We start from the raw sequence: 16,796 nt of genomic DNA on the forward strand, positions 1-16,796 counted from the left end.
CTCGTATCGTGGGGCGCGCTAGTATAACGGCGGCCCGCCCGGGGCCGGCCCGGCGCAGCGGAAGCGTGCATTGAACCAGACCCGCCCGATCGACGCCCCCACCCGCACCCCGCGCCTGCCCGCGGGCAGGCTCACGCTCGGCCCGGTGGTCGACGCGCTGCTGGCCGACGGCATGCTCTCGGCCGCCGACGCCGAGCGGGCGAAGGTCTCCGAACGCCAGGGGCGCGCCAACGAGGCGGTGCACCCGCTGGTGCTGCTGGCCAACCTCAAGCTGGCCTCCGCGCGCGTGCCCGGCACCGAGCTGGGCCTGGAACAGCTGACCGAATGGCTGGCCGGTGAAGTCGGCCGTCCCTACCGCCGGATCGACCCGACCCGGCTGGACGTGGCCGGGGTCACCGACCTGGTCTCGCATGCCTACGCCCGCCGCCACCGGATCCTGCCGCTGGAGGTGATGCCCGACCGCGCGGTGGTGGCCACCAGCGAGCCGCTGGCCCTGGACTGGCTGGGCGACGTGCAGCGCATGCTGCGCCGGGAGATCGACCTGGTGGTGGCCAGCCCGCTGGATCTGCATCGCTACACGATGGAGTTCTACGGCGTCACCCGCTCCATCCGCGGCGCAAAGGACACCCGCGAGGGCGAGGGCGGCGGCCACGCGCCCAGCTTCGAGCAGCTGGTGGAGCTGGGCCGCGGGGGCGACGTCAACGCCGACGACCACCACATCGTCAACATCGTCGACTGGCTGCTGCAGTACGCCTATGAGCAGCGCGCCTCGGACATCCACCTGGAGCCGCGGCGCGACATCGGCCGGGTGCGCTTCCGCATCGACGGGGTGCTGCACAAGGTGTTCGAGATGCCGCCGCCGGTGATGACCGCGGTGGTCTCGCGGATCAAGGTACTCGGGCGCATGGATCTGGCCGAGCGCCGGCGGCCGCAGGACGGCCGGATCAAGACCCGCTCGCCGGGCGGGCGCGAGGTGGAAATGCGCCTGTCGACCATGCCCACCGCGTTCGGCGAGAAGTGCGTGATGCGCATCTTCGACCCGGACACCGCGTTCAAGCCGATCGCCCAGCTTGGCTTTGACGCCGGTGAGGCGGCGACCTGGAACGGCCTGGTGCAGCAGCCGCACGGCATCGTGCTGGTGACCGGACCGACCGGCTCGGGCAAGACCACCACGCTGTACTCCACGCTGCGCACGCTGGCCACGCCGGACGTGAACGTGTGCACGGTGGAGGATCCGATCGAGATGGTCGCGCCCGAGCTCAACCAGAGCCAGGTGCACCCCGGCATCGACTTCGGCTTCGCCCAGGGCGTGCGCACCCTGCTGCGCCAGGATCCGGACATCATCATGATCGGCGAGATCCGTGACCTGGACACCGCGCAGATGGCGGTGCAGGCCTCGCTCACCGGCCACCTGGTGCTCTCCACCCTGCACACCAACGACGCGCCCTCGGCGGTCACCCGCCTGCTCGACCTGGGCCTGCCGCACTACCTCATCGCGTCCACGCTCACCGGCGTGCTGGCCCAGCGCCTGGTGCGCACCCTGTGCCCGCACTGCAAGCAGCCGCAGGCGGTGGAGCCGGGCGGCTGGGAGGCGCTGTTGGGCCCGGAGGCGGCGGTGCCGGAAGGCGAAACCATGGGCCCGGTCGGCTGCCTGGAGTGCCGCAAGACCGGCTACATGGGCCGGGTCGGCCTGTACGAGCTGATGCCGGTCACGCCCGCGCTGCGCAGGCTGGTGCGCCCGCAGATGGAGCTGGCCGAATTCTCCCGCGCCGCGCTGGCCGACGGCCTGCGCACCCTGCGCCTGGCCGGCGCGGCCAAGGTCGCCCAGGGCCTGACCACGATCGAAGAGGTCATCACCGTCCTTCCGCCCCGGGAGTAGGAGCGGGGTGTGTATCGTGCTCCTGATCCCCGCCGACCGTTTCCGCCGATGCCCGCTTCCAACCGCCCCCTGCTGATCATCGCCGCCGGCCGCCCGGTGGAGGAGCTGCGCCGCCACGGCGGCTTCGGCCACTGGATCCGGGTGGCGGCGGGGTTGAAGCGCGACCAGGTGGAAGTGGCCGACGTGGAGTCCGGCGACCCGCTGCCGGCGCACGATGCGTTTGCCGGGGCGATCATCAGCGGCTCGGCGGCGATGGTCACCGACCGCCTGGACTGGAGCGAGCGCACCGCGGCGTGGATGCGCGAAGCCGCGCACGCGGGGTGTCCGCTGCTGGGCATCTGCTACGGCCACCAGCTGCTGGCGCACGCCCTGGACGGCGAGGCCGGCGACAACCCGGAAGGCCGCTGCATGGGCACGGTCGAAGTGGAGCTGCACGCGGCCGCGGCGCAGGATCCGCTGTTTACCGGCCTGCCGCAGCGCTTCGCCGCCCACGCCACCCACGTGCAGGTCGCGCGGCGGCTTCCCGAAGGGGCGGTGGCGCTGGCCCGGGCCAGCCACGACCCGCTGCACGCCTTCCGCTGGCGCGAGCGCGCCTGGGGCGTGCAGTTCCACCCCGAGTTCAGCGCCGCCCACATGCGCGGTTACCTGCGCGCGCGCGCCGACGCGCTGCGCGAGGTCGGCCAGGATCCGGATGCGCTGCTGCGCGCGGTGCGGCCGGCGCCGGTCGCGCGCCGGGTGCTGCGGCGGTTTGCCCGGCTGGCGCGTACACTGGCGCCCTCTCCAGGGACTGACGGAACACGTTGATGAACCATGCAGGCAAGGTGAAGGCGGGCGCGGGCGCGGAATGGTTGCTGGGCGGCTTCGCGCTGCTGAGGAAGAAGCCGCTGGCGCTGGGGCTGGTCGGGCTGGTGTTCGGGATCGTCTCGCTGCTGCCGCTGCTGGTCGTGTCGGTGCCGCTGCTGTCGATGCTGGCCCAGCTGGTATTGGTGGTGCTGACCCCGATCATGTTCGGCGGCATGGTGTACGCGGCGCGCGAGGTCGACCAGGGCCGCGACGCCAGCCCGGGCCAGCTGCTGCAGGGCGTCCGCGAGGGCAAGGCGATGGCGCTGGTCGCCCAGCTGCTGCCGCAGTTCCTGGCCGGCCTGGTGGTGATCGTGCTGCTGGTGGTGATGGTCGGCCCGGCCACGCTGCAGAACATGATGACGGCCGTGGAGCAGAGCCAGGGCGGCCAGGCAGCCGACCCGGCGATGTTCGAATCGTTCCCGCTCGGCGGGTTCGCCCTGTGGATGCTGGCCGCGCTGGTGGTGGGCGTGCTCGCCTACACCGTGACCTTCCTGTTCCCGGCCCAGGTGATGTTCGAGGGCACCCGTCCGCTGGAGGCGATGAAGCGCAGCTTCCGCGCCTGCACGGGCAACCTGGGCGCGTTCCTGGTGTTCATCGTGCTGTTCATGCTGGTGGCGGTCGGGATCGCGCTGGGCGCGCAGATCGTGGGCATGATCATCGGGATCGCCGCCGGCCAGGTGGTGGCCTCGATCGTGGGCCAGCTGCTGATGATGGCGGTGCTGATGCCGGTGCTGATGGGCGCGACGTATTTCGCCTGGCGCCAGCTGATCGGCGGTGCCGCCGATGGCGGGGCCGGCAGCGACGTGCAGCCGCCCACCGCGTCGGGCATCGAGGTCTGAGGAGAAGGGCGCCGGCGGGCCGGCCTTACGGTGCCGCCGCCTCGTCGTCGCCGGCCTGGCGCCGCGGCACCAGGATGCGCGAGGCGAGGATGCCGGCCTCGTAGAGCAGGATCATCGGGATCGCCAGCATCAGCTGCGAGATCACGTCCGGCGGGGTGACGATCGCGGCCAGGATGAACACGCCGACGATGGCGTAGCCGCGCCATTCCTTGAGCTGATCCGGCGTCACCCAGCCCAGCAGGGTCAGGATCACCAGCGCCACCGGCATCTGGAAGCTCAGCCCGAACGCCAGGAAGATCACCATCACGAAGTTCAGGTAGGCGTGGATGTCGGTCATCATCGACACGCCTTCCGGGGTCACCGCGGTGAGGAAGCCGAACACCACCGGCAGCACCAGGTAGAACGAGAACGCGCAGCCGGCGTAGAACAGCGTCACCGCCGACACCAGCAGCGGCATCGCCAGCTTCTTCTCGCGCCGGTACAGGCCCGGCGCCACGAACGCCCACAGCTGGTAGAGCAGCCACGGCATGGTGGCGACCAGGGCGACGAAGAAGGCCAGCTTGAGCGGGGCGAAGAACGGCGAGGCCACTTCCACCGCGATCAGGTGCGCGCCCTCGGGCAGCTTTTCCACCAGCGGCTGCGCCAGCCAGCCGTAGAGCCGGTTGGCGAACGGCAGCAGGCCCAGGAACACCACCATCAGCCCGGCCACCGCGCGCAGCAGGCGCGTGCGCAGCTCGACCAGGTGCTCGATCAGGCTCGATTCGGCGGCGCTTTCAGCGTCGTTCGCCATCGCTGCCCCCGTCTTCTTCCGCTGGCGCGGCGGCACCGGAGCCTTCGGCCGGCTCCGCGGTCGCGGCAGGCGTGGCGGCCGCAGGCGGCTTCAGCGCGCTGTCGGCATCCTTGGCGGCGTCGCGCACCGCGTCGTGCACCTGATCCAGTTCACGCCGGGTCTGTTCGCCGGTTTCGCGCAGCGAGTCCCGGGTCTCGCGCACCGCGTCCTTGGCGTCCTGCAGGCTGCGCTTGAGCTCGTCGGCGGCCATTTCGCGCTCGAACTCGCTGCGCACCGAGTGCCACTGGGCCCGCGCGCGACGCATCCAGAGCCCGGCAAAGCGCGCCGCCTTGGGCAGGCGCTCGGGACCGAGCACGATCAGTGCCACGACCCCGATGAAGACCAGCTCGGAGAACCCGATATCGAACATGGCGCAGCTGCCGCGGCCGCCGCGTCAGCGCCGCGCGTCTTCGTTCTGCTTCGCGTCCCGCTGGGGGTCGGCTTCGCGCTGCTGGTCCTCGATGCGGGCGGCCGGCTTGTCGTCGTCGGCGTCGTTCATGCCCTTCTTGAAACCCTTGATGGCCTCGCCCAGGTCACGCCCCGCGCCGCGCAGGCGCTTGGTGCCGAAGACGAGGAGCACGACCACCAGCACGATGATCCAATGCCAGATGCTGAAAGTGCCCATAGCGTGGCTGCAAAATTCCGGAGTGGTCGGGACGCTCAGGATACCGCAGCGGCCCCGGTTGCGGGTCAAATGCGCCGGTGGCGCCGGTTCAGATACCGTCGCCCAGCGGCTCGCTGCGGATCTCGCCCTCGCCCACGGGTTCGAACGGCTGCGGCAGCGTTTCGCCCTCGGTGCCGGGGACCGGTTGCGGCGCGGTTTCGCCTTCGGTGCCGGGCACCGGCAGCGGCAGGGTGGCTGCTGCCGCCGCGTCGACCGCTGGCGGCGCCGATGCGGTGGCGGGGGGAGATGCCGTGACCGGAGCCGCGGGCGCCTCGGTGCCACGCTCGGCGCGCGCCAGGGCGGTGGCCTCTTCCAGCCGGTCGCGGAAATCGACCACGGCGTCGGAAGGCTGCTGCGCGGCGCGGCCTTCGAAGATCATGCGCGGCGTGGTGCCCTGGCCGTACACGGCCTGGTTGGCGTCGTCGTCGATGCTCAGCACCGCGCCGTCCAGGGCGATGCCGGCGAACAGGCCGCGCGCGCGCGACCACGACCAGATCTCCGCCTGCAGCTGGCCGTCGGTGGCGGTGGACGCGTTGCGGCCCAGCGGCCCGGCGGCCACCCCGGCGTCGGCGCCCAGGGTGAGCTTGCCGTTGACGATGCTGTCCAGGCTGCGGTCGTTGCGGAACACCATGACCACGTCGGCCGACTGCACCCCGGCCTGCAGGCCGATGCTGCCGCCGGTCAGGCGCAGGAAGGCCGGCGCCGACCAGGTGCCGTCCGCCGTCTTGACCGACATCAGGCCGTGGCCGCGGCGGCCGCCGATGACCAGCCCGGCCTTGACGGTGTCGGGCACCACCACGATCGCCCGGGCCTCGTCGAGCAGCTTGTTGGGGATCGCGCTTTCCGGAATCTCCTGGATCTCGGTCAGCACCCGCACCGCGTTGCGCGCGCGCGCTTCCTCGCGCGGGCCGGCGACGGCCGTGGCGGCGACGGCCAGCGCCGCCGTGGCGGTGAAGGCGAGCACGAGCGCGAACCTCATCGGGCGCTTGCGGGCTTGGGACACGGGCATGGATGCAACTCCGGGTAGACAGGCTGAAGGTGTTTCGACCGCGGCGGGCGGCCCGAGTTCAGGCTAGGGCCGCCGGCATGAATCGGCAATGAGCTTCATCGGCGGAACCGACCGTCGCGCCGTGGCGCTTACGGGCGGGGACGCTGCCTGTCATGCTATACGGATGGAAAGACAACGTGATGATGCATCGCCGCCCGGCACCGCATCGGCGCCCGCCGACGCGGTGCTGCTGGTCAACCTGGGCACCCCGGATGCGCCCACGCCGGCGGCGGTGCGCCGCTACCTGGCCGAATTCCTCGGCGACCGGCGCGTGGTCTCGCTGACCCGCTGGCTCTGGTATCCGATCCTGTACCTGTTCGTGCTGCCGTTCCGTTCGCCGCGGGTGGCCAAACTCTATGAACAGGTGTGGATGGACGGCGGCTCGCCGCTGGCGGTGTACACGAAGGGGCTGGCCGAAGCGGTGGCCGTGGCCATGCCCGGCGTGCAGGTGGACTGGGCGATGCGCTACCAGAAACCTTCGCTGACCGCGGCCATCCGGCGCCTGCAGTCCAGCGGCGCGCGCCGGATCGTGGTGGTGCCGCTGTACCCGCAGTATTCGACCACCACCACCGCCTCGGTCGAGGACGTGGCCAACCGCGTGGGCGGGGACTCGGTGCGGGTGCTGCACGACTACCACGACGATCCGCAGTGGGTGGCGGCCGTCGCCGACTCGATCCGCGCCTGGCGCGAAACGCACGGCGCGGGCGACAGGCTGCTGTTCTCCTATCACGGCATCCCCCGGCGGCTGGTCGACCAGGGCGATCCTTACCAGCGCCACTGCCGGGCCGGAACCGACGCGATCGTGGACGCGCTCGGGCTGCCGGCGGACGAGGCGGTGATGACGTTCCAGTCGCGCTTCGGCCGCGAGGAGTGGCTGCAGCCCTATACCGACAAGACCGTGCAGGCGCTGGCCGAATCCGGGGTCAAGCGCATCGACGTGGTGTGCCCGGGCTTTGCCGCCGACTGCCTGGAGACGCTGGAGGAGATCGCGATGCAGAACGCGGAGATTTTCCGCGAGCACGGCGGCGAGGCGCTGCGCTACATCCCGTGCCTGAACGACTCCCCGGCCCATGCCCGGGTGATCGCCGGGCTGGCCCGGCGCGAACTGGAGGCGTGGGGCTGATGCGCGAGTTTTCCCTGCAGGTTCCCGGCGGCGCCATCGCCGGCCTGCGCGCGGGCGCGGAAGGCGGGCGGCGGGTGCTGGCCCTGCACGGCTGGCTCGACAACGCGGCCAGCTTCGTGCCCCTGGCCCCGCACCTGCCGGGCCTGGATCTGGTGGCGCCGGATCTCCCCGGCCACGGCCGGAGCTTCCACCTGGCCCCGGGCGCGGACTATTCGTTTGCCGGCGCGGTGCACACGGTGCTGGACATCGCCGACGCGCTGGGCTGGGAGACCTTCAGCCTGCTGGGCCATTCGATGGGCGCAGGCATCTCCAGCCTGGTCGCGGCCGGGAGCCCGGAGCGGATCGAGCGGCTGGTGGCGATCGAGGCGCTCGGCGCGCTGCCCGAAGTGCCGGATCAGACCGCGAAGCGGTTGCGCGAGGCGGTTCACGCCACCCGCGCGCTGCGCGGCAAGCAGCTGCGGGTGTTCGCCGATCCTGCGCCGGCGGTGCGCGCGCGCATGGCGGCCAACGCGCTGGGCCTGGACAGCGCCAGGCTGCTGGTCGAGCGGGGGCTCAGGCCGGTCGAGGGCGGCTTCAGCTGGAGCAGCGATCCGCGCCTGACCCTGCCCACGATGGTGCGCATGACGCCCGCGCAGGTCGACGACCTGGTGGCCGGCATCGCCTGCCGCACCAGGGTGATCTACGCCGATCCGCCGCAGCCCTACCTGCCCGAGCCCGAGCGCAGCCGCCGCGCCCGGCTGCTGCCGCGCGGCGAACTGGTGGTGGTCCCGGGCGGCCACCACCTGCACATGGAACAGCCGGCCGACGTGGCCGCGGCGATCGGCGATTTCCTCTCCGCCTGACGCGCTTCATCCGCTTGCCATGGCCGACCGGAGCTGTTGTACCATCGCGCCTTCTGGCGGGGTGGGAGTAGGGTTGCGATGGATCGTGTTCTCCGGGGATTCGGCGTGGCCGCGCTCGCCGCCGCGCTGGCAATGACAGTGCCCGCGCAGCAGGCCGACGCACAGGTGCGAAGCGCATCGCGCCACGCGGCCGACGACCAGGCCCAGGCGTTGCAGGCGCAGTGGGATCGGATCGGCGCGATGTACGACCCGGCCCAGATGGAAGCATCGATGGAGATGGGCAACGGCAGCCTGCGCGGCGTAATGGGCTATTCCGCCAAATCGGGCCGCTCGCTGGCCCGCCTGCTCAGCAGGACCGCGACCGCGGTGGCCGACCGGGAATGGGTCTTCCTGCTGCCGGTGACGCCCTATGTGCAGGCCTGGTACGACGCCAACGAAGGGATCCTGGAGCCGTTCTACATGCGGCGGCTGAATCCGGAGGTGTGGAAGTACGCCGGCCGCGTGCGCACCGATACCCAGGGCAACTTCGAGTTCAGCGGCCTGAAACCGGGCCGCTACTTGGTGTTCGCCGAGTTCCCGGTGATCCGGGAAACCGAGCACCAGGAAGACACCGGGCGCCGGTCCATTTCGTATTCGCCGATGTTCGGCACCGGCAGCATCGACCCTGTCTACCGGACGGTCCGCGGTACCCAGTACACCACCGTCATGGCCGGCCAGATCGTGACCGTCAGGGAAGGCACGGCCACCAACTACCGCCCGGTGGTCGAATGACGAGGGCAGAAGGAATGACCGGAATCCGTACGCGGCCGCGCAGTGCGCGCGCGCTGCTGGCGGCACTGTTGGTGGCGTTCGTTGCGCTGCCGTTCAACACCATGGCGCAGGACGGCGACCCGATCCTGTCGGGCCGGCTCAAGTGCAACTCATCCGACCTGCGCTGCTGGTACATGGTGGGCGCGGTGGGCGAGGCGCCGCGGCGGCTTGCGTTCATCGGCCGCAACATCGACCCGCTGGTGGACGGAATGCGCCGGGTCGAACTCATCCAGGTCATCGAGCAGCGGGACTACAAGCACCGCTTCGTGATCTGGCAGCTGGAAGTGGACTGCAACCGGGCCAGTTTCCGGGTCGAGCGCGACCGGGCCGGCAACAGCAACGGCACGGTGACCGACGAGGCGGTCGAGAACGGCCAGTGGCAGGCATTCGCGGAGGCCAGGTACGGAGAGTCCAGCGTGCAGGGGCTTGCCTGCAGCGCTGGCCAGCCTGATCCGGGAACCACCCTCTTCGTCGGCAACGCGTACCGCGCGCCGGACGTGGTGCACCACTTCCGCAGCGTGTTCTGGCCGCAATAGGAGGGGTGCCGTTGCGCCGCCCGGCGCGGCGTCAAGGCGTCAAGGCGTCGGGGTGGAGAGCAGGGTCCGCAGGGTCGCCTTCAATCGCGAGCCTTCGCCGCGGAAGTAGTCGCGGTGCCGGCGCCAGTCCGGGCAGCGCAACTCCACCTCGTGCCAGAACGCCCGCGAGTGGTTGGCGTGGATCAGGTGGCACAGCTCGTGCACCAGCACGTATTCGAATGCATCCGGCCGCCCGAGCACCAGCGCCAGGTCGATCGACATCGCGCCGTTGGGGGCCAGCGAGCCCCACTGCGAGGACATCTGCCGCAGGCGGATGCGGCTGGGCGCGGCCGGCAGGCCGGGCAGGTAGGCGGGCAGCCAGCGGCCGAGGTCGGCGCGGGCCTCGGCTTCGTAGAAATCGCGCAGGGCGCGGCCGAGCGCGGCCGGCCCGGCGCTGGCCGGCCGCTGCATGACCAGGCCGTCGTCGGCGTGGACGACGCGGGTATAGCGGCCGTCCGCCCAGCGCAGGGGGAGCGATTCACCGCGCAGGGGAAGCAGGGCGGTCCGATCCGGCAGCAGCGGGGTGACGCCCGGGTCGCTCCAGCTGGCCAGCTGTTCGACCAGCCACTGGCGGTGCTCGTGAGCGAAGCGCTGGCCCGAGACCAGGCTGGCGCGCGCGGGCAGGGTGAGCCGGGCGCCGCGGTCGCCAACGCTCAGGCGGATGCGGCGCGCACGCGGGTCGCGCACGCGTTCGATCTCGATGCTGTTGCCGTCATCAAGCGGAAGCTGGATAAGGTCGCGCTCGACGCGGCGGGGGCGTGGAGCGGGGAACTGCTTGAGGCGGAGCGTCATGGACGCATGATAAGCGGCCGGACGCCGCCCCGGAATGCGGACGGCCCGCATTGGCGGGCCGTCCGGGCGAATCTACCGCGGTGCAATCAGAAGGACGAGTGGACTCCGAGCGCGCCCCTGCTGCCTTCCCGCGGGGGCAGGCGATGTTGCAACCGGTCCGGCCCCGGGGTGTGGTCGGTGTCGATGTGCTCGAAACGGGTCCCCAGCACGGGCAACTCGAACGTCACTTCCTGCGCAACCGCCTCGCCACACGCCTGGGCCGGTTCGAACTGCCAGCGCGAGGAGGCCTTCTCAACGGCGCGCTGGAGGTGATCGGAAGCCGCAGGGTCGAGCGTCGTCACCTGGTCGATCCTGCCGTGCCCATTGATACTGGCAAGCACTTCGATCGTTCCGATCCCGGCGTCGGGGCTGTTGGAGCTCAGTTCGATCGGGTCGACGCTGATCATCCTGGCCGACTGGAAATCATTGGCGCACGACGGGCCGCCCGCCATGCCCGTTGCCATCACCGCGATCATCAAATTGCCCAGCATGCTTCACCTCCGTGTTGATCGTAATGAACTCACTCTTAACACGCGAGCGCGGCGGGTGCAAACCGGGCCCGGGCCGCCCGCTGACGGTCAGCCCTCCGCCTTCGACAGCTTCAGCGCCGGCTCCAGGATCGCGAACAGGCGGCGGAACTCGGCGCTCATCAGGGCGAAGCGGGCGTCCAGCTCGGCGCGGATGTCGTCGGCGTCGGTGCTCTCGAGCTGGTCGACGGCCCCGTCGAGGAATTTCCACTTGCGGATCACCAGGTCCTCGCCGAGCACGAAGGACACGTGGTCGTCCATGTTCAGGGCCAGCTTGGTCACCTGCTTGCCGGATTCCAGGTGGCGGGCGATCTCGTCCGACTCCAGGTCCTGGCGCTGGCAGCGCACGATCGCACCGTTGTCGTCGGCGGACTTGAGCTCGCACTCCTCGCCCAGGCTCAGGCCCTCGGGCAGCGGGTCGCCGGCGATCCAGCCGGTCAGCACCGCGCGCGGGGCGATCTCGGCGTTCAGCGGCAGGGCCGGGAAGCTGCCCAGGGCGCGGCGGATCTCGGACACCACGCTCTCGGCGGTCTTGCGGCTGGAGGTGTCCACCGCGCACACGCCCGACTCCAGGTCGAGCAGGGCGTCGGTGCGGACGGGGCGCACGAACGCGCGCGGCAGCAGATCCTGCACCAGGTCGTCCTTCATCTGCTTGCGCAGGCGGCCGCCGGGCTTGCGGCCCTGCTGCTCCTCGAACTCGGCGATCTTCTTGCCCAGCAGGTCGTTGACCACCGCGCCGGGCAGTAGCCGGTCTTCGCCGCCCACGGTCAGCCACAGGGCGTCGCCGATGCGGTGCGAATAGGCGTCCGAATCACGGCCGAAGGGCGGGATGAAGCCGCGCGAGGACAGCTCCAGCGGGCCGACCGGCTTGAGCGCGGTCTCGGCCAGGCCTTCGTCCAGGTGGGAGATGTCCAGGGTGGGGGCGAAGCGGAACAGGGTGAGGTTGCGGAAGAACATTCAGTGGGGCCGTCTTGTTGTCTGCGGGGGTGTTTGAAGCATCGGCGACGCCCTCCCGAAGCGTGCGGGAAGCCGGCGCCGGGGAAAGGGCGGGTCAGCCGCTTTCGCGGCCGGAGATGTCGCCTGCGGCCAGGCCGATGAAGTCGAACAGCTTCGGGTCGGCCAGCTGCGAGGGGCGGATGTCGGCCAGGGCGCGGGCGATGGTCTCGATCCGTCCCGGGGTTTCGCGCTCCCAGTCGGCCATCATCCGCTGCACCTGCTTGCGCTGCAGGTTCTCCTGCGAGCCGCACAGGTTGCAGGGGATGATCGGGAACTCCTTGAGCCGCGCATATTCGACGATGTCCTCCTCGCAGGCGAAGGCCAGCGGCCGGATCACCACGTGGCGGCCGTCATCGCTGAGCAGCTTGGGCGGCATGCCGCTCAGCTTGGCGTGGAAGAACAGGTTGAGGAAGAACGTGGCCACCATGTCCTCGCGGTGGTGGCCCAGGGCGATCTTGGTGAAGCCGTGCTCGGCGGCATACGTGTACAGCGCGCCGCGGCGCAGGCGCGAGCACAGCGAGCACATGGTCTTGCCCTCGGGCACCACGCGCGAGACGACCGAGTAGGTGTCCTGCTCGATGATGTGGAAATCCACGCCCAGCGAGCGCAGGTATCCGGGCAGCACGTGTTCGGGGAAGCCGGGCTGCTTCTGGTCGAGGTTGACCGCGGTGATCGAGAACTCCACCGGGGCCTTCTTCTGCAGCTGCAGGAGCACGTCCAGCAGGGTGTAGCTGTCCTTGCCGCCGGACAGGCACACCATCACCCGGTCGCCGTTCTCGATCATGTCGTATTCGGCGATTGCGCGGCCGGCCTGGTGGCGCAGGCGCTTGCCGAGCCGGGCGATTTCGCCGCGCGCCTGCCCGGGGTCGGGCGCGCGCCGGCGCAGGAGCGGTTCGGGCAGGGGGATGACGGTGCTCATGGTGCGCATAGTGTAGCCCCGGCCCGCCGGCGGCCCGGTGGGAAATCGGCGGCGGAAACGGCGACAATGGGCACCCTTCCACCGCCGAGAGTGCCCGGATCCATGTCCGAAACGTCCCTGACCCGGTTCCTGATCGAGGCCCAGCGCGAAGGCCACCTCAACCCCGAGTTGCGGCTGCTGGTCGAGGTGGTGGCCCGCGCCTGCAAGCGCATCTCGGTGGCGGTGGGCAAGGGCGCGCTGGGCGACGTGCTCGGCGATGCGGTCAGCGGCGAGGGCGCCAGCAGCATCAACGTGCAGGGCGAGGCGCAGAAGAAGCTGGACGTGCTGTCCAACGAGATCCTGCTCGACGCCAACGCCTGGGGCGGCCACCTGGCGGCCTGCGCGTCGGAGGAGATGGAGCACTGCACGCCGATCCCCGACGCCTACCCGCGCGGCAACTACCTGCTGCTGTTCGATCCGCTGGACGGCAGCTCCAACATCGACGTCAACGTCTCGATCGGCACCATCTTCTCGGTGCTCAAGGCGCCCGACGACGCCGGCGAGCCGCGCGACGAGCACTTCCTGCAGCCGGGCAGCGAGCAGGTCGCCGCCGGCTACTGCATCTACGGGCCCAGCACCCTGCTGGTGCTGACCGTGGGCAACGGCACCCATGCCTTCACCCTGGATCGCGAGCTGGGCGCGTTCACCCTGACCCGCAGCGATATCCGGATTCCGGAGGAGACGAAGGAGTTCGCGATCAACATGTCCAACCAGCGCCACTGGGAGGCGCCGATGCAGGACTACGTGAACGACCTGCTGGCCGGCGCGCAGGGCCCGCGCGGCAAGAACTTCAACATGCGCTGGGTGGCCTCGATGGTGGCCGACGTGCACCGCATCCTCACCCGCGGCGGCATCTTCATCTATCCCTGGGATCGGCGCGAGCCGGAAAAGCGCGGCAAGCTGCGGCTGATGTACGAGGCCAACCCGATGGGCATGCTGGTCGAGCAGGCCGGCGGCGCGGCCAGCGACGGCCGCCGCCGGATCATGGACATCCAGCCCGACGAACTGCACCAGCGGGTGCCGGTGTTCCTGGGCTCGCGCCGGGAAGTGGAGCAGGCCTGCCGCTACCACGCCGAACACGACGCGGCCGGCGGCGAGCGCCCCCCGCAGTAGCGGCCGGGTGTAAGCTGCCGGGATGACCCCTGAGGATCCGGCGGAAATCACCCGCAGGCTGGCCCGGCTCCGGCTCGAGCACCGGGATCTGGATCTTGCGATCTCGGGCCTGCAGATGGACATCGCCAGCGACGAGCTGGCGATCAAGCGCCTGAAGCGGCGCAAGTTGCAGCTCAGGGATGCGATCGCGCGCCTGGAGTCGGCGCAGATCCCCGACGAGCCGGCGTAGCCGCGGCCACGCCGGCGCGCGTCAGGAAGCGGCTTCCCCGTCCGCGGCCACGTCCGGCCTGGCCGCCTCCGGGCTGACCTTCTCGATGGTGTGGCGCAGCTCGCGGCCCAGGATTACCTTGGCGTCGCGCGCCCAGGCATCCAGGCGCTCGTCGAAGGTGAGCTTGCTGTTGGCGTCCAGCTTCACCAGCTCCAGCTCGCGCAGCTTCTGGATGAAGCCGCGGAACAGGCTCTTGTCGAAGAACTCCGGCGCCGCCGGCGCGTACAGCAGGCTCAGCCGCTGCGCGGCCAGCTGGCACAGGCTTTCCAGCTCGCCCGCGCCCAGGGTGCCCGGCCCGTTCTTGGCCAGCACCGAGATGGCGATGTAGTAGCGCTCGAACGCCTGCTGCAGCGGATGGCCGATCGCGCGCAGCCGGAACACCTCGTCGGTCTGGCCGGCGCTGCGCTGGTAGATGCCGCCGTCGTCCTCGCCGACCCGCTGCAACAGGCCCTCGCGCACGAATACTTCCAGCGTGCTGGAAATGCGCGAGGCGAATTCATCCGCGTCCCACGGCAGGAACAGCTCGCCCTGCAGGAACGGGTACACCGCCCGGCCCAGCCGCAGCAGGTTGTCGTGGCCCATGCGCCGGTTGTGCAGGAAGCAGCAGGCGATCCAGGCCGAGGCGGTGAACAGGTGCACGGAGTTGTTGCGGAAGTACGAGAGCAGCACCGCGGTGTCGCCATCCACGCTGAGCACGTCGCCCAGCGGATGGGCGATGCGCCTGAGGATGCCGATCTCCTCGGCGTGGGCGACGATCTCGCCCGGCGCGTGCGGGGTCACCGTCACCAGCTCGCTGTAGGGCACCTCCGACAGCAGCGTCCTTGAGAGCGCGATCTGTGCCAGCAGATCCGACTCGCTCATCGCGTGCTTGGGCGTGGACAGCAGCGCCAGGGCCAGCAGGTTGACCGGATTGACGTCGGCGGCGCGGTTGATGTTGACCTGGATGCGGTGGGCGATGGCCTCCACGGTGTCCGACAGCCAGCCGGGCTTGTCGTCGTCGTCGATCGAGCCGCCGTCCCAGCCGGGGGCGTGGTCGGCCAGCATGTCGGTGAGCGCGATCGGCTCGCCGAAGTTCACCACCACCTGGCCGTAGTTCTGCCGCAGCACCTTCGGGATGCCCCACAGCAGCGCCCACACCGACTCCTTCTGCTTGGGCTTGCCGCTCAGCTCGTCCAGGTAGCTGCCGCCCTCCATCAGCTTCTCGTAGCCGATGTACACCGGCTGGAACAGCACGGGGCGCGAGGGCTGGCGCAGGAACGCGCGCACCGTCATCGCCACCATCCCGCCCTTGGGTGCCAGCAGCCGGCCGGTGCGCGAGCGCCCGCCCTCGATGAAGTACTCGATCGAATAGCCGCCGGCCACCAGCTGCGCCACGTACTCGGTGAACACCGCCGAGTACAGCGCGTTGCCGCGGAAGCTGCGGCGGATGAAGAACGCCCCGCCCTTGCGCAGGATGGTGCCGATCACCGGCAGGTTGAGGTTGATGCCCGCCGCGATGTGCGGCGGCACGATCCCGCGCGCGTACAGCAGGTAGGACAGCAGCAGGTAGTCCATGTGGCTGCGGTGGCAGGGCACGTAGACGATCTCGTTGCCCGGCGCCACCGCCTTGAGCCGATCCAGGTGGTGCACCAGCACGCCGCGGTAGATCCGGTTCCAGACCGTGGTGAGCAGGAAGCTGGCCGAGCGCACCAGCGGATGCGAGTAGTCCGCGGCGATCTCCCAGGCGTAGGCGTGGGCCTTCTTCCAGGCGTCCTCCGGCTTGCTGTCGTCGCGCCGGGCCTGGTCGGCGATCGCGTCCTTGACCGCCGGCGCCGAGAGCACCTTGTCGATCAGCAGCCGGCGGGTGGACAGATCCGGGCCGATCACCGCGGTGCGGATGCGGTTGAAGTGGGTGCGCAGCACCCGCGAGACCTTGCGCACGGTGCGCTCGGGCGGCAGCCCCTCCTCGACGCTGGCGCGCAGCTCCACCGGCGCGGCGAAGCGCACCAGGGTGTCGCGGCCGTTGAGCAGGATCGCCAGCAGCCGGCGGAAGCGGCCCACCAGCGCCCAGTTCTCCGAGAACAGCACCGAGAACCAGCCGCTGGCCTTGTCCGGCGAGCGGCCCACGAAGATCGACACCGGTACCAGCAGCACGTCCAGCGCCGGATCCTCGCGGTGGGCGTCGAGCAGGCGCGCCAGCGATTCGGAATGGGTCTTCTTGGGCGGGCGCTTGCCCGGCGCCAGCGCGCCCAGGGTGGTGCCGGCATTGCGGCGCGAGAGGGCCACGTAGGCGCGCTTGCGTCCCAGCGGGTCGCCGGGCAGCGGGTGCAGCGGCGAGGGCAGGCCGGCCTGCATGCAGGCGCGCTCCAGGATCAGGGCGTTGGACAGGCCGTAATCCTCGAGCACGTAGCAGACCGGGCGGCCGTCGACGAAGCGTTCCGGGTCGGCCGGCTCGGTCTTCAGGCCGATCCACGGGCCCAGCAGGCGGCCCAGCACCCGCGCCCACAGCGGACGCTTGGGCGGGCGCGGGGCGCGGGCGGGCGCTGCGGCGGCTTCGGCGCCGGCGTCCGGATCGGTGGCGTCGGGGAAGGGCAGGCGGGACTGGTCGGGAGTCTGCGACATGGCGGCATTATCACCCAGCGACGGTTGCGGCCATGCGGGCCGGGCGCCGG

At 70.7% G+C, this 16,796-nt stretch carries 18 protein-coding genes; 9 read left to right on the plus strand and 9 right to left on the minus strand.

All coding sequences use genetic code 11. From position 1 onward, the window contains the following. Positions 1-70 precede the first annotated feature (70 nt). From ACOZ90_RS03675 to ACOZ90_RS03685, 3 genes are read left to right on the plus strand one after another with little or no spacing between them, the layout of a single operon-like run. Entirely contained in the window at positions 71-1,879 is a 1,809-nt protein-coding gene (locus tag ACOZ90_RS03675) for a GspE/PulE family protein (protein WP_422892276.1), read from the plus strand. A 48-nt stretch (positions 1,880-1,927) separates the two neighbouring features. Next, a complete protein-coding gene (locus ACOZ90_RS03680; RefSeq protein WP_422892277.1) occupies positions 1,928-2,683 on the plus strand; it encodes a glutamine amidotransferase in 756 nt (251 codons plus the stop codon). Continuing rightward, a complete protein-coding gene (locus ACOZ90_RS03685; RefSeq protein WP_422892278.1) occupies positions 2,683-3,561 on the plus strand; it encodes a BPSS1780 family membrane protein in 879 nt (292 codons plus the stop codon). The genes ACOZ90_RS03680 and ACOZ90_RS03685 overlap by 1 nt, the downstream gene beginning before the upstream one ends. Before the next feature lie 25 nt (positions 3,562-3,586). On the opposite strand, the gene tatC is transcribed toward ACOZ90_RS03685, so the two are convergent. From tatC to ACOZ90_RS03705, 4 genes are all read right to left on the minus strand, one after another. Beyond that, positions 3,587-4,351 carry a twin-arginine translocase subunit TatC gene (gene tatC / locus ACOZ90_RS03690; RefSeq protein ID WP_422892279.1) on the minus strand — a complete coding sequence of 255 codons (765 nt, stop codon included), beginning with the start codon at positions 4,349-4,351 and terminating at the stop codon, positions 3,587-3,589. After that, positions 4,335-4,760, minus strand: coding sequence for a Sec-independent protein translocase protein TatB (gene tatB, locus ACOZ90_RS03695; RefSeq protein WP_422892280.1), 426 nt, complete (start codon positions 4,758-4,760; stop codon positions 4,335-4,337). Before tatB ends, tatC begins: the two co-directional genes overlap by 17 nt. Positions 4,761-4,784: 24 nt before the next feature. After that, a complete protein-coding gene (tatA, locus tag ACOZ90_RS03700; RefSeq protein ID WP_422892281.1) occupies positions 4,785-5,015 on the minus strand; it encodes a Sec-independent protein translocase subunit TatA in 231 nt (76 codons plus the stop codon). Between the two features lie 88 nt (positions 5,016-5,103). After that, positions 5,104-6,033: a lipid-binding SYLF domain-containing protein gene (locus ACOZ90_RS03705; RefSeq protein ID WP_422892282.1), complete on the minus strand. Its 930-nt coding sequence runs from the start codon at positions 6,031-6,033 to the stop codon at positions 5,104-5,106. A 193-nt stretch (positions 6,034-6,226) separates the two neighbouring features. On the opposite strand from ACOZ90_RS03705, the gene hemH reads away from it, so the two are divergent. From hemH to ACOZ90_RS03725, 4 genes are all read left to right on the plus strand, one after another. Beyond that, the gene (gene hemH / locus ACOZ90_RS03710; protein ID WP_422892283.1) at positions 6,227-7,225 is read left to right on the plus strand and encodes a ferrochelatase; all 999 of its coding nucleotides are present in this window, start codon (positions 6,227-6,229) and stop codon (positions 7,223-7,225) included. Beyond that, on the plus strand, positions 7,225-8,067 hold the full coding sequence (locus ACOZ90_RS03715; RefSeq protein WP_422892284.1) for an alpha/beta fold hydrolase: 843 nt from the start codon (positions 7,225-7,227) through the stop codon (positions 8,065-8,067). The genes hemH and ACOZ90_RS03715 overlap by 1 nt, the downstream gene beginning before the upstream one ends. Before the next feature lie 78 nt (positions 8,068-8,145). Then, positions 8,146-8,838 (plus strand): carboxypeptidase-like regulatory domain-containing protein, encoded by a 693-nt coding sequence (locus ACOZ90_RS03720; protein ID WP_422892285.1) that lies wholly within the window; start codon positions 8,146-8,148, stop codon positions 8,836-8,838. Between the two features lie 14 nt (positions 8,839-8,852). Beyond that, positions 8,853-9,413, plus strand: a complete 561-nt coding sequence (locus ACOZ90_RS03725) for a hypothetical protein (protein WP_422892286.1) — start codon at positions 8,853-8,855, stop codon at positions 9,411-9,413. Positions 9,414-9,452: 39 nt separating this feature from the next. Here ACOZ90_RS03725 and ACOZ90_RS03730 read toward each other — a convergent pair whose 3' ends face one another. The 4 genes from ACOZ90_RS03730 to ttcA all read right to left on the minus strand — a co-directional run bounded on the left by ACOZ90_RS03730 (position 9,453) and on the right by ttcA (position 12,734). Next, positions 9,453-10,244, minus strand: coding sequence for a M48 family metallopeptidase (locus ACOZ90_RS03730; protein WP_422892287.1), 792 nt, complete (start codon positions 10,242-10,244; stop codon positions 9,453-9,455). An 86-nt stretch (positions 10,245-10,330) separates the two neighbouring features. After that, positions 10,331-10,774 carry a TonB family protein gene (locus tag ACOZ90_RS03735; RefSeq protein ID WP_422892288.1) on the minus strand — a complete coding sequence of 148 codons (444 nt, stop codon included), beginning with the start codon at positions 10,772-10,774 and terminating at the stop codon, positions 10,331-10,333. Between the two features lie 87 nt (positions 10,775-10,861). Further along, on the minus strand, positions 10,862-11,767 hold the full coding sequence (locus tag ACOZ90_RS03740) for a recombination-associated protein RdgC (protein WP_422892289.1): 906 nt from the start codon (positions 11,765-11,767) through the stop codon (positions 10,862-10,864). A gap of 94 nt (positions 11,768-11,861) precedes the next feature. Beyond that, positions 11,862-12,734 (minus strand): tRNA 2-thiocytidine(32) synthetase TtcA, encoded by an 873-nt coding sequence (ttcA, locus tag ACOZ90_RS03745; protein ID WP_422892290.1) that lies wholly within the window; start codon positions 12,732-12,734, stop codon positions 11,862-11,864. Positions 12,735-12,827: 93 nt separating this feature from the next. On the opposite strand from ttcA, the gene ACOZ90_RS03750 reads away from it, so the two are divergent. Beyond that, positions 12,828-13,877, plus strand: a complete 1,050-nt coding sequence (locus ACOZ90_RS03750; protein ID WP_422892291.1) for a class 1 fructose-bisphosphatase — start codon at positions 12,828-12,830, stop codon at positions 13,875-13,877. A 22-nt stretch (positions 13,878-13,899) separates the two neighbouring features. Further along, positions 13,900-14,106: a YdcH family protein gene (locus ACOZ90_RS03755; RefSeq protein ID WP_422892292.1), complete on the plus strand. Its 207-nt coding sequence runs from the start codon at positions 13,900-13,902 to the stop codon at positions 14,104-14,106. A 21-nt stretch (positions 14,107-14,127) separates the two neighbouring features. Here ACOZ90_RS03755 and plsB read toward each other — a convergent pair whose 3' ends face one another. Next, positions 14,128-16,746, minus strand: coding sequence for a glycerol-3-phosphate 1-O-acyltransferase PlsB (gene plsB / locus ACOZ90_RS03760; protein ID WP_422892293.1), 2,619 nt, complete (start codon positions 16,744-16,746; stop codon positions 14,128-14,130). Positions 16,747-16,796: the final 50 nt, after the last annotated feature.

The organism is Luteimonas dalianensis (assembly GCF_049339425.1).
Lineage (GTDB): Bacteria > Pseudomonadota > Gammaproteobacteria > Xanthomonadales > Xanthomonadaceae > Luteimonas > Luteimonas dalianensis.

What these genes read in the sequence shown, in the direction of transcription:
- ACOZ90_RS03680 (WP_422892277.1), top strand. Translation starts at nt 1,928, where the DNA reads ATGCCCGCTTCCAACCGCCCCCTGCTGATCATCGCCGCCGGCCGCCCG.
- ACOZ90_RS03685 (WP_422892278.1), top strand. Translation starts at nt 2,683, where the DNA reads ATGAACCATGCAGGCAAGGTGAAGGCGGGCGCGGGCGCGGAATGGTTG.
- tatC (WP_422892279.1), bottom strand. Translation starts at nt 4,351, where the DNA reads ATGGCGAACGACGCTGAAAGCGCCGCCGAATCGAGCCTGATCGAGCAC.
- tatB (WP_422892280.1), bottom strand. Translation starts at nt 4,760, where the DNA reads ATGTTCGATATCGGGTTCTCCGAGCTGGTCTTCATCGGGGTCGTGGCA.
- tatA (WP_422892281.1), bottom strand. Translation starts at nt 5,015, where the DNA reads ATGGGCACTTTCAGCATCTGGCATTGGATCATCGTGCTGGTGGTCGTG.
- ACOZ90_RS03705 (WP_422892282.1), bottom strand. Translation starts at nt 6,033, where the DNA reads ATGAGGTTCGCGCTCGTGCTCGCCTTCACCGCCACGGCGGCGCTGGCC.
- hemH (WP_422892283.1), top strand. Translation starts at nt 6,227, where the DNA reads ATGGAAAGACAACGTGATGATGCATCGCCGCCCGGCACCGCATCGGCG.
- ACOZ90_RS03715 (WP_422892284.1), top strand. Translation starts at nt 7,225, where the DNA reads ATGCGCGAGTTTTCCCTGCAGGTTCCCGGCGGCGCCATCGCCGGCCTG.
- ACOZ90_RS03720 (WP_422892285.1), top strand. Translation starts at nt 8,146, where the DNA reads ATGGATCGTGTTCTCCGGGGATTCGGCGTGGCCGCGCTCGCCGCCGCG.
- ACOZ90_RS03725 (WP_422892286.1), top strand. Translation starts at nt 8,853, where the DNA reads ATGACCGGAATCCGTACGCGGCCGCGCAGTGCGCGCGCGCTGCTGGCG.
- ACOZ90_RS03730 (WP_422892287.1), bottom strand. Translation starts at nt 10,244, where the DNA reads ATGACGCTCCGCCTCAAGCAGTTCCCCGCTCCACGCCCCCGCCGCGTC.
- ACOZ90_RS03735 (WP_422892288.1), bottom strand. Translation starts at nt 10,774, where the DNA reads ATGCTGGGCAATTTGATGATCGCGGTGATGGCAACGGGCATGGCGGGC.
- ACOZ90_RS03740 (WP_422892289.1), bottom strand. Translation starts at nt 11,767, where the DNA reads ATGTTCTTCCGCAACCTCACCCTGTTCCGCTTCGCCCCCACCCTGGAC.
- ttcA (WP_422892290.1), bottom strand. Translation starts at nt 12,734, where the DNA reads ATGCGCACCATGAGCACCGTCATCCCCCTGCCCGAACCGCTCCTGCGC.
- ACOZ90_RS03750 (WP_422892291.1), top strand. Translation starts at nt 12,828, where the DNA reads ATGTCCGAAACGTCCCTGACCCGGTTCCTGATCGAGGCCCAGCGCGAA.
- ACOZ90_RS03755 (WP_422892292.1), top strand. Translation starts at nt 13,900, where the DNA reads ATGACCCCTGAGGATCCGGCGGAAATCACCCGCAGGCTGGCCCGGCTC.
- plsB (WP_422892293.1), bottom strand. Translation starts at nt 16,746, where the DNA reads ATGTCGCAGACTCCCGACCAGTCCCGCCTGCCCTTCCCCGACGCCACC.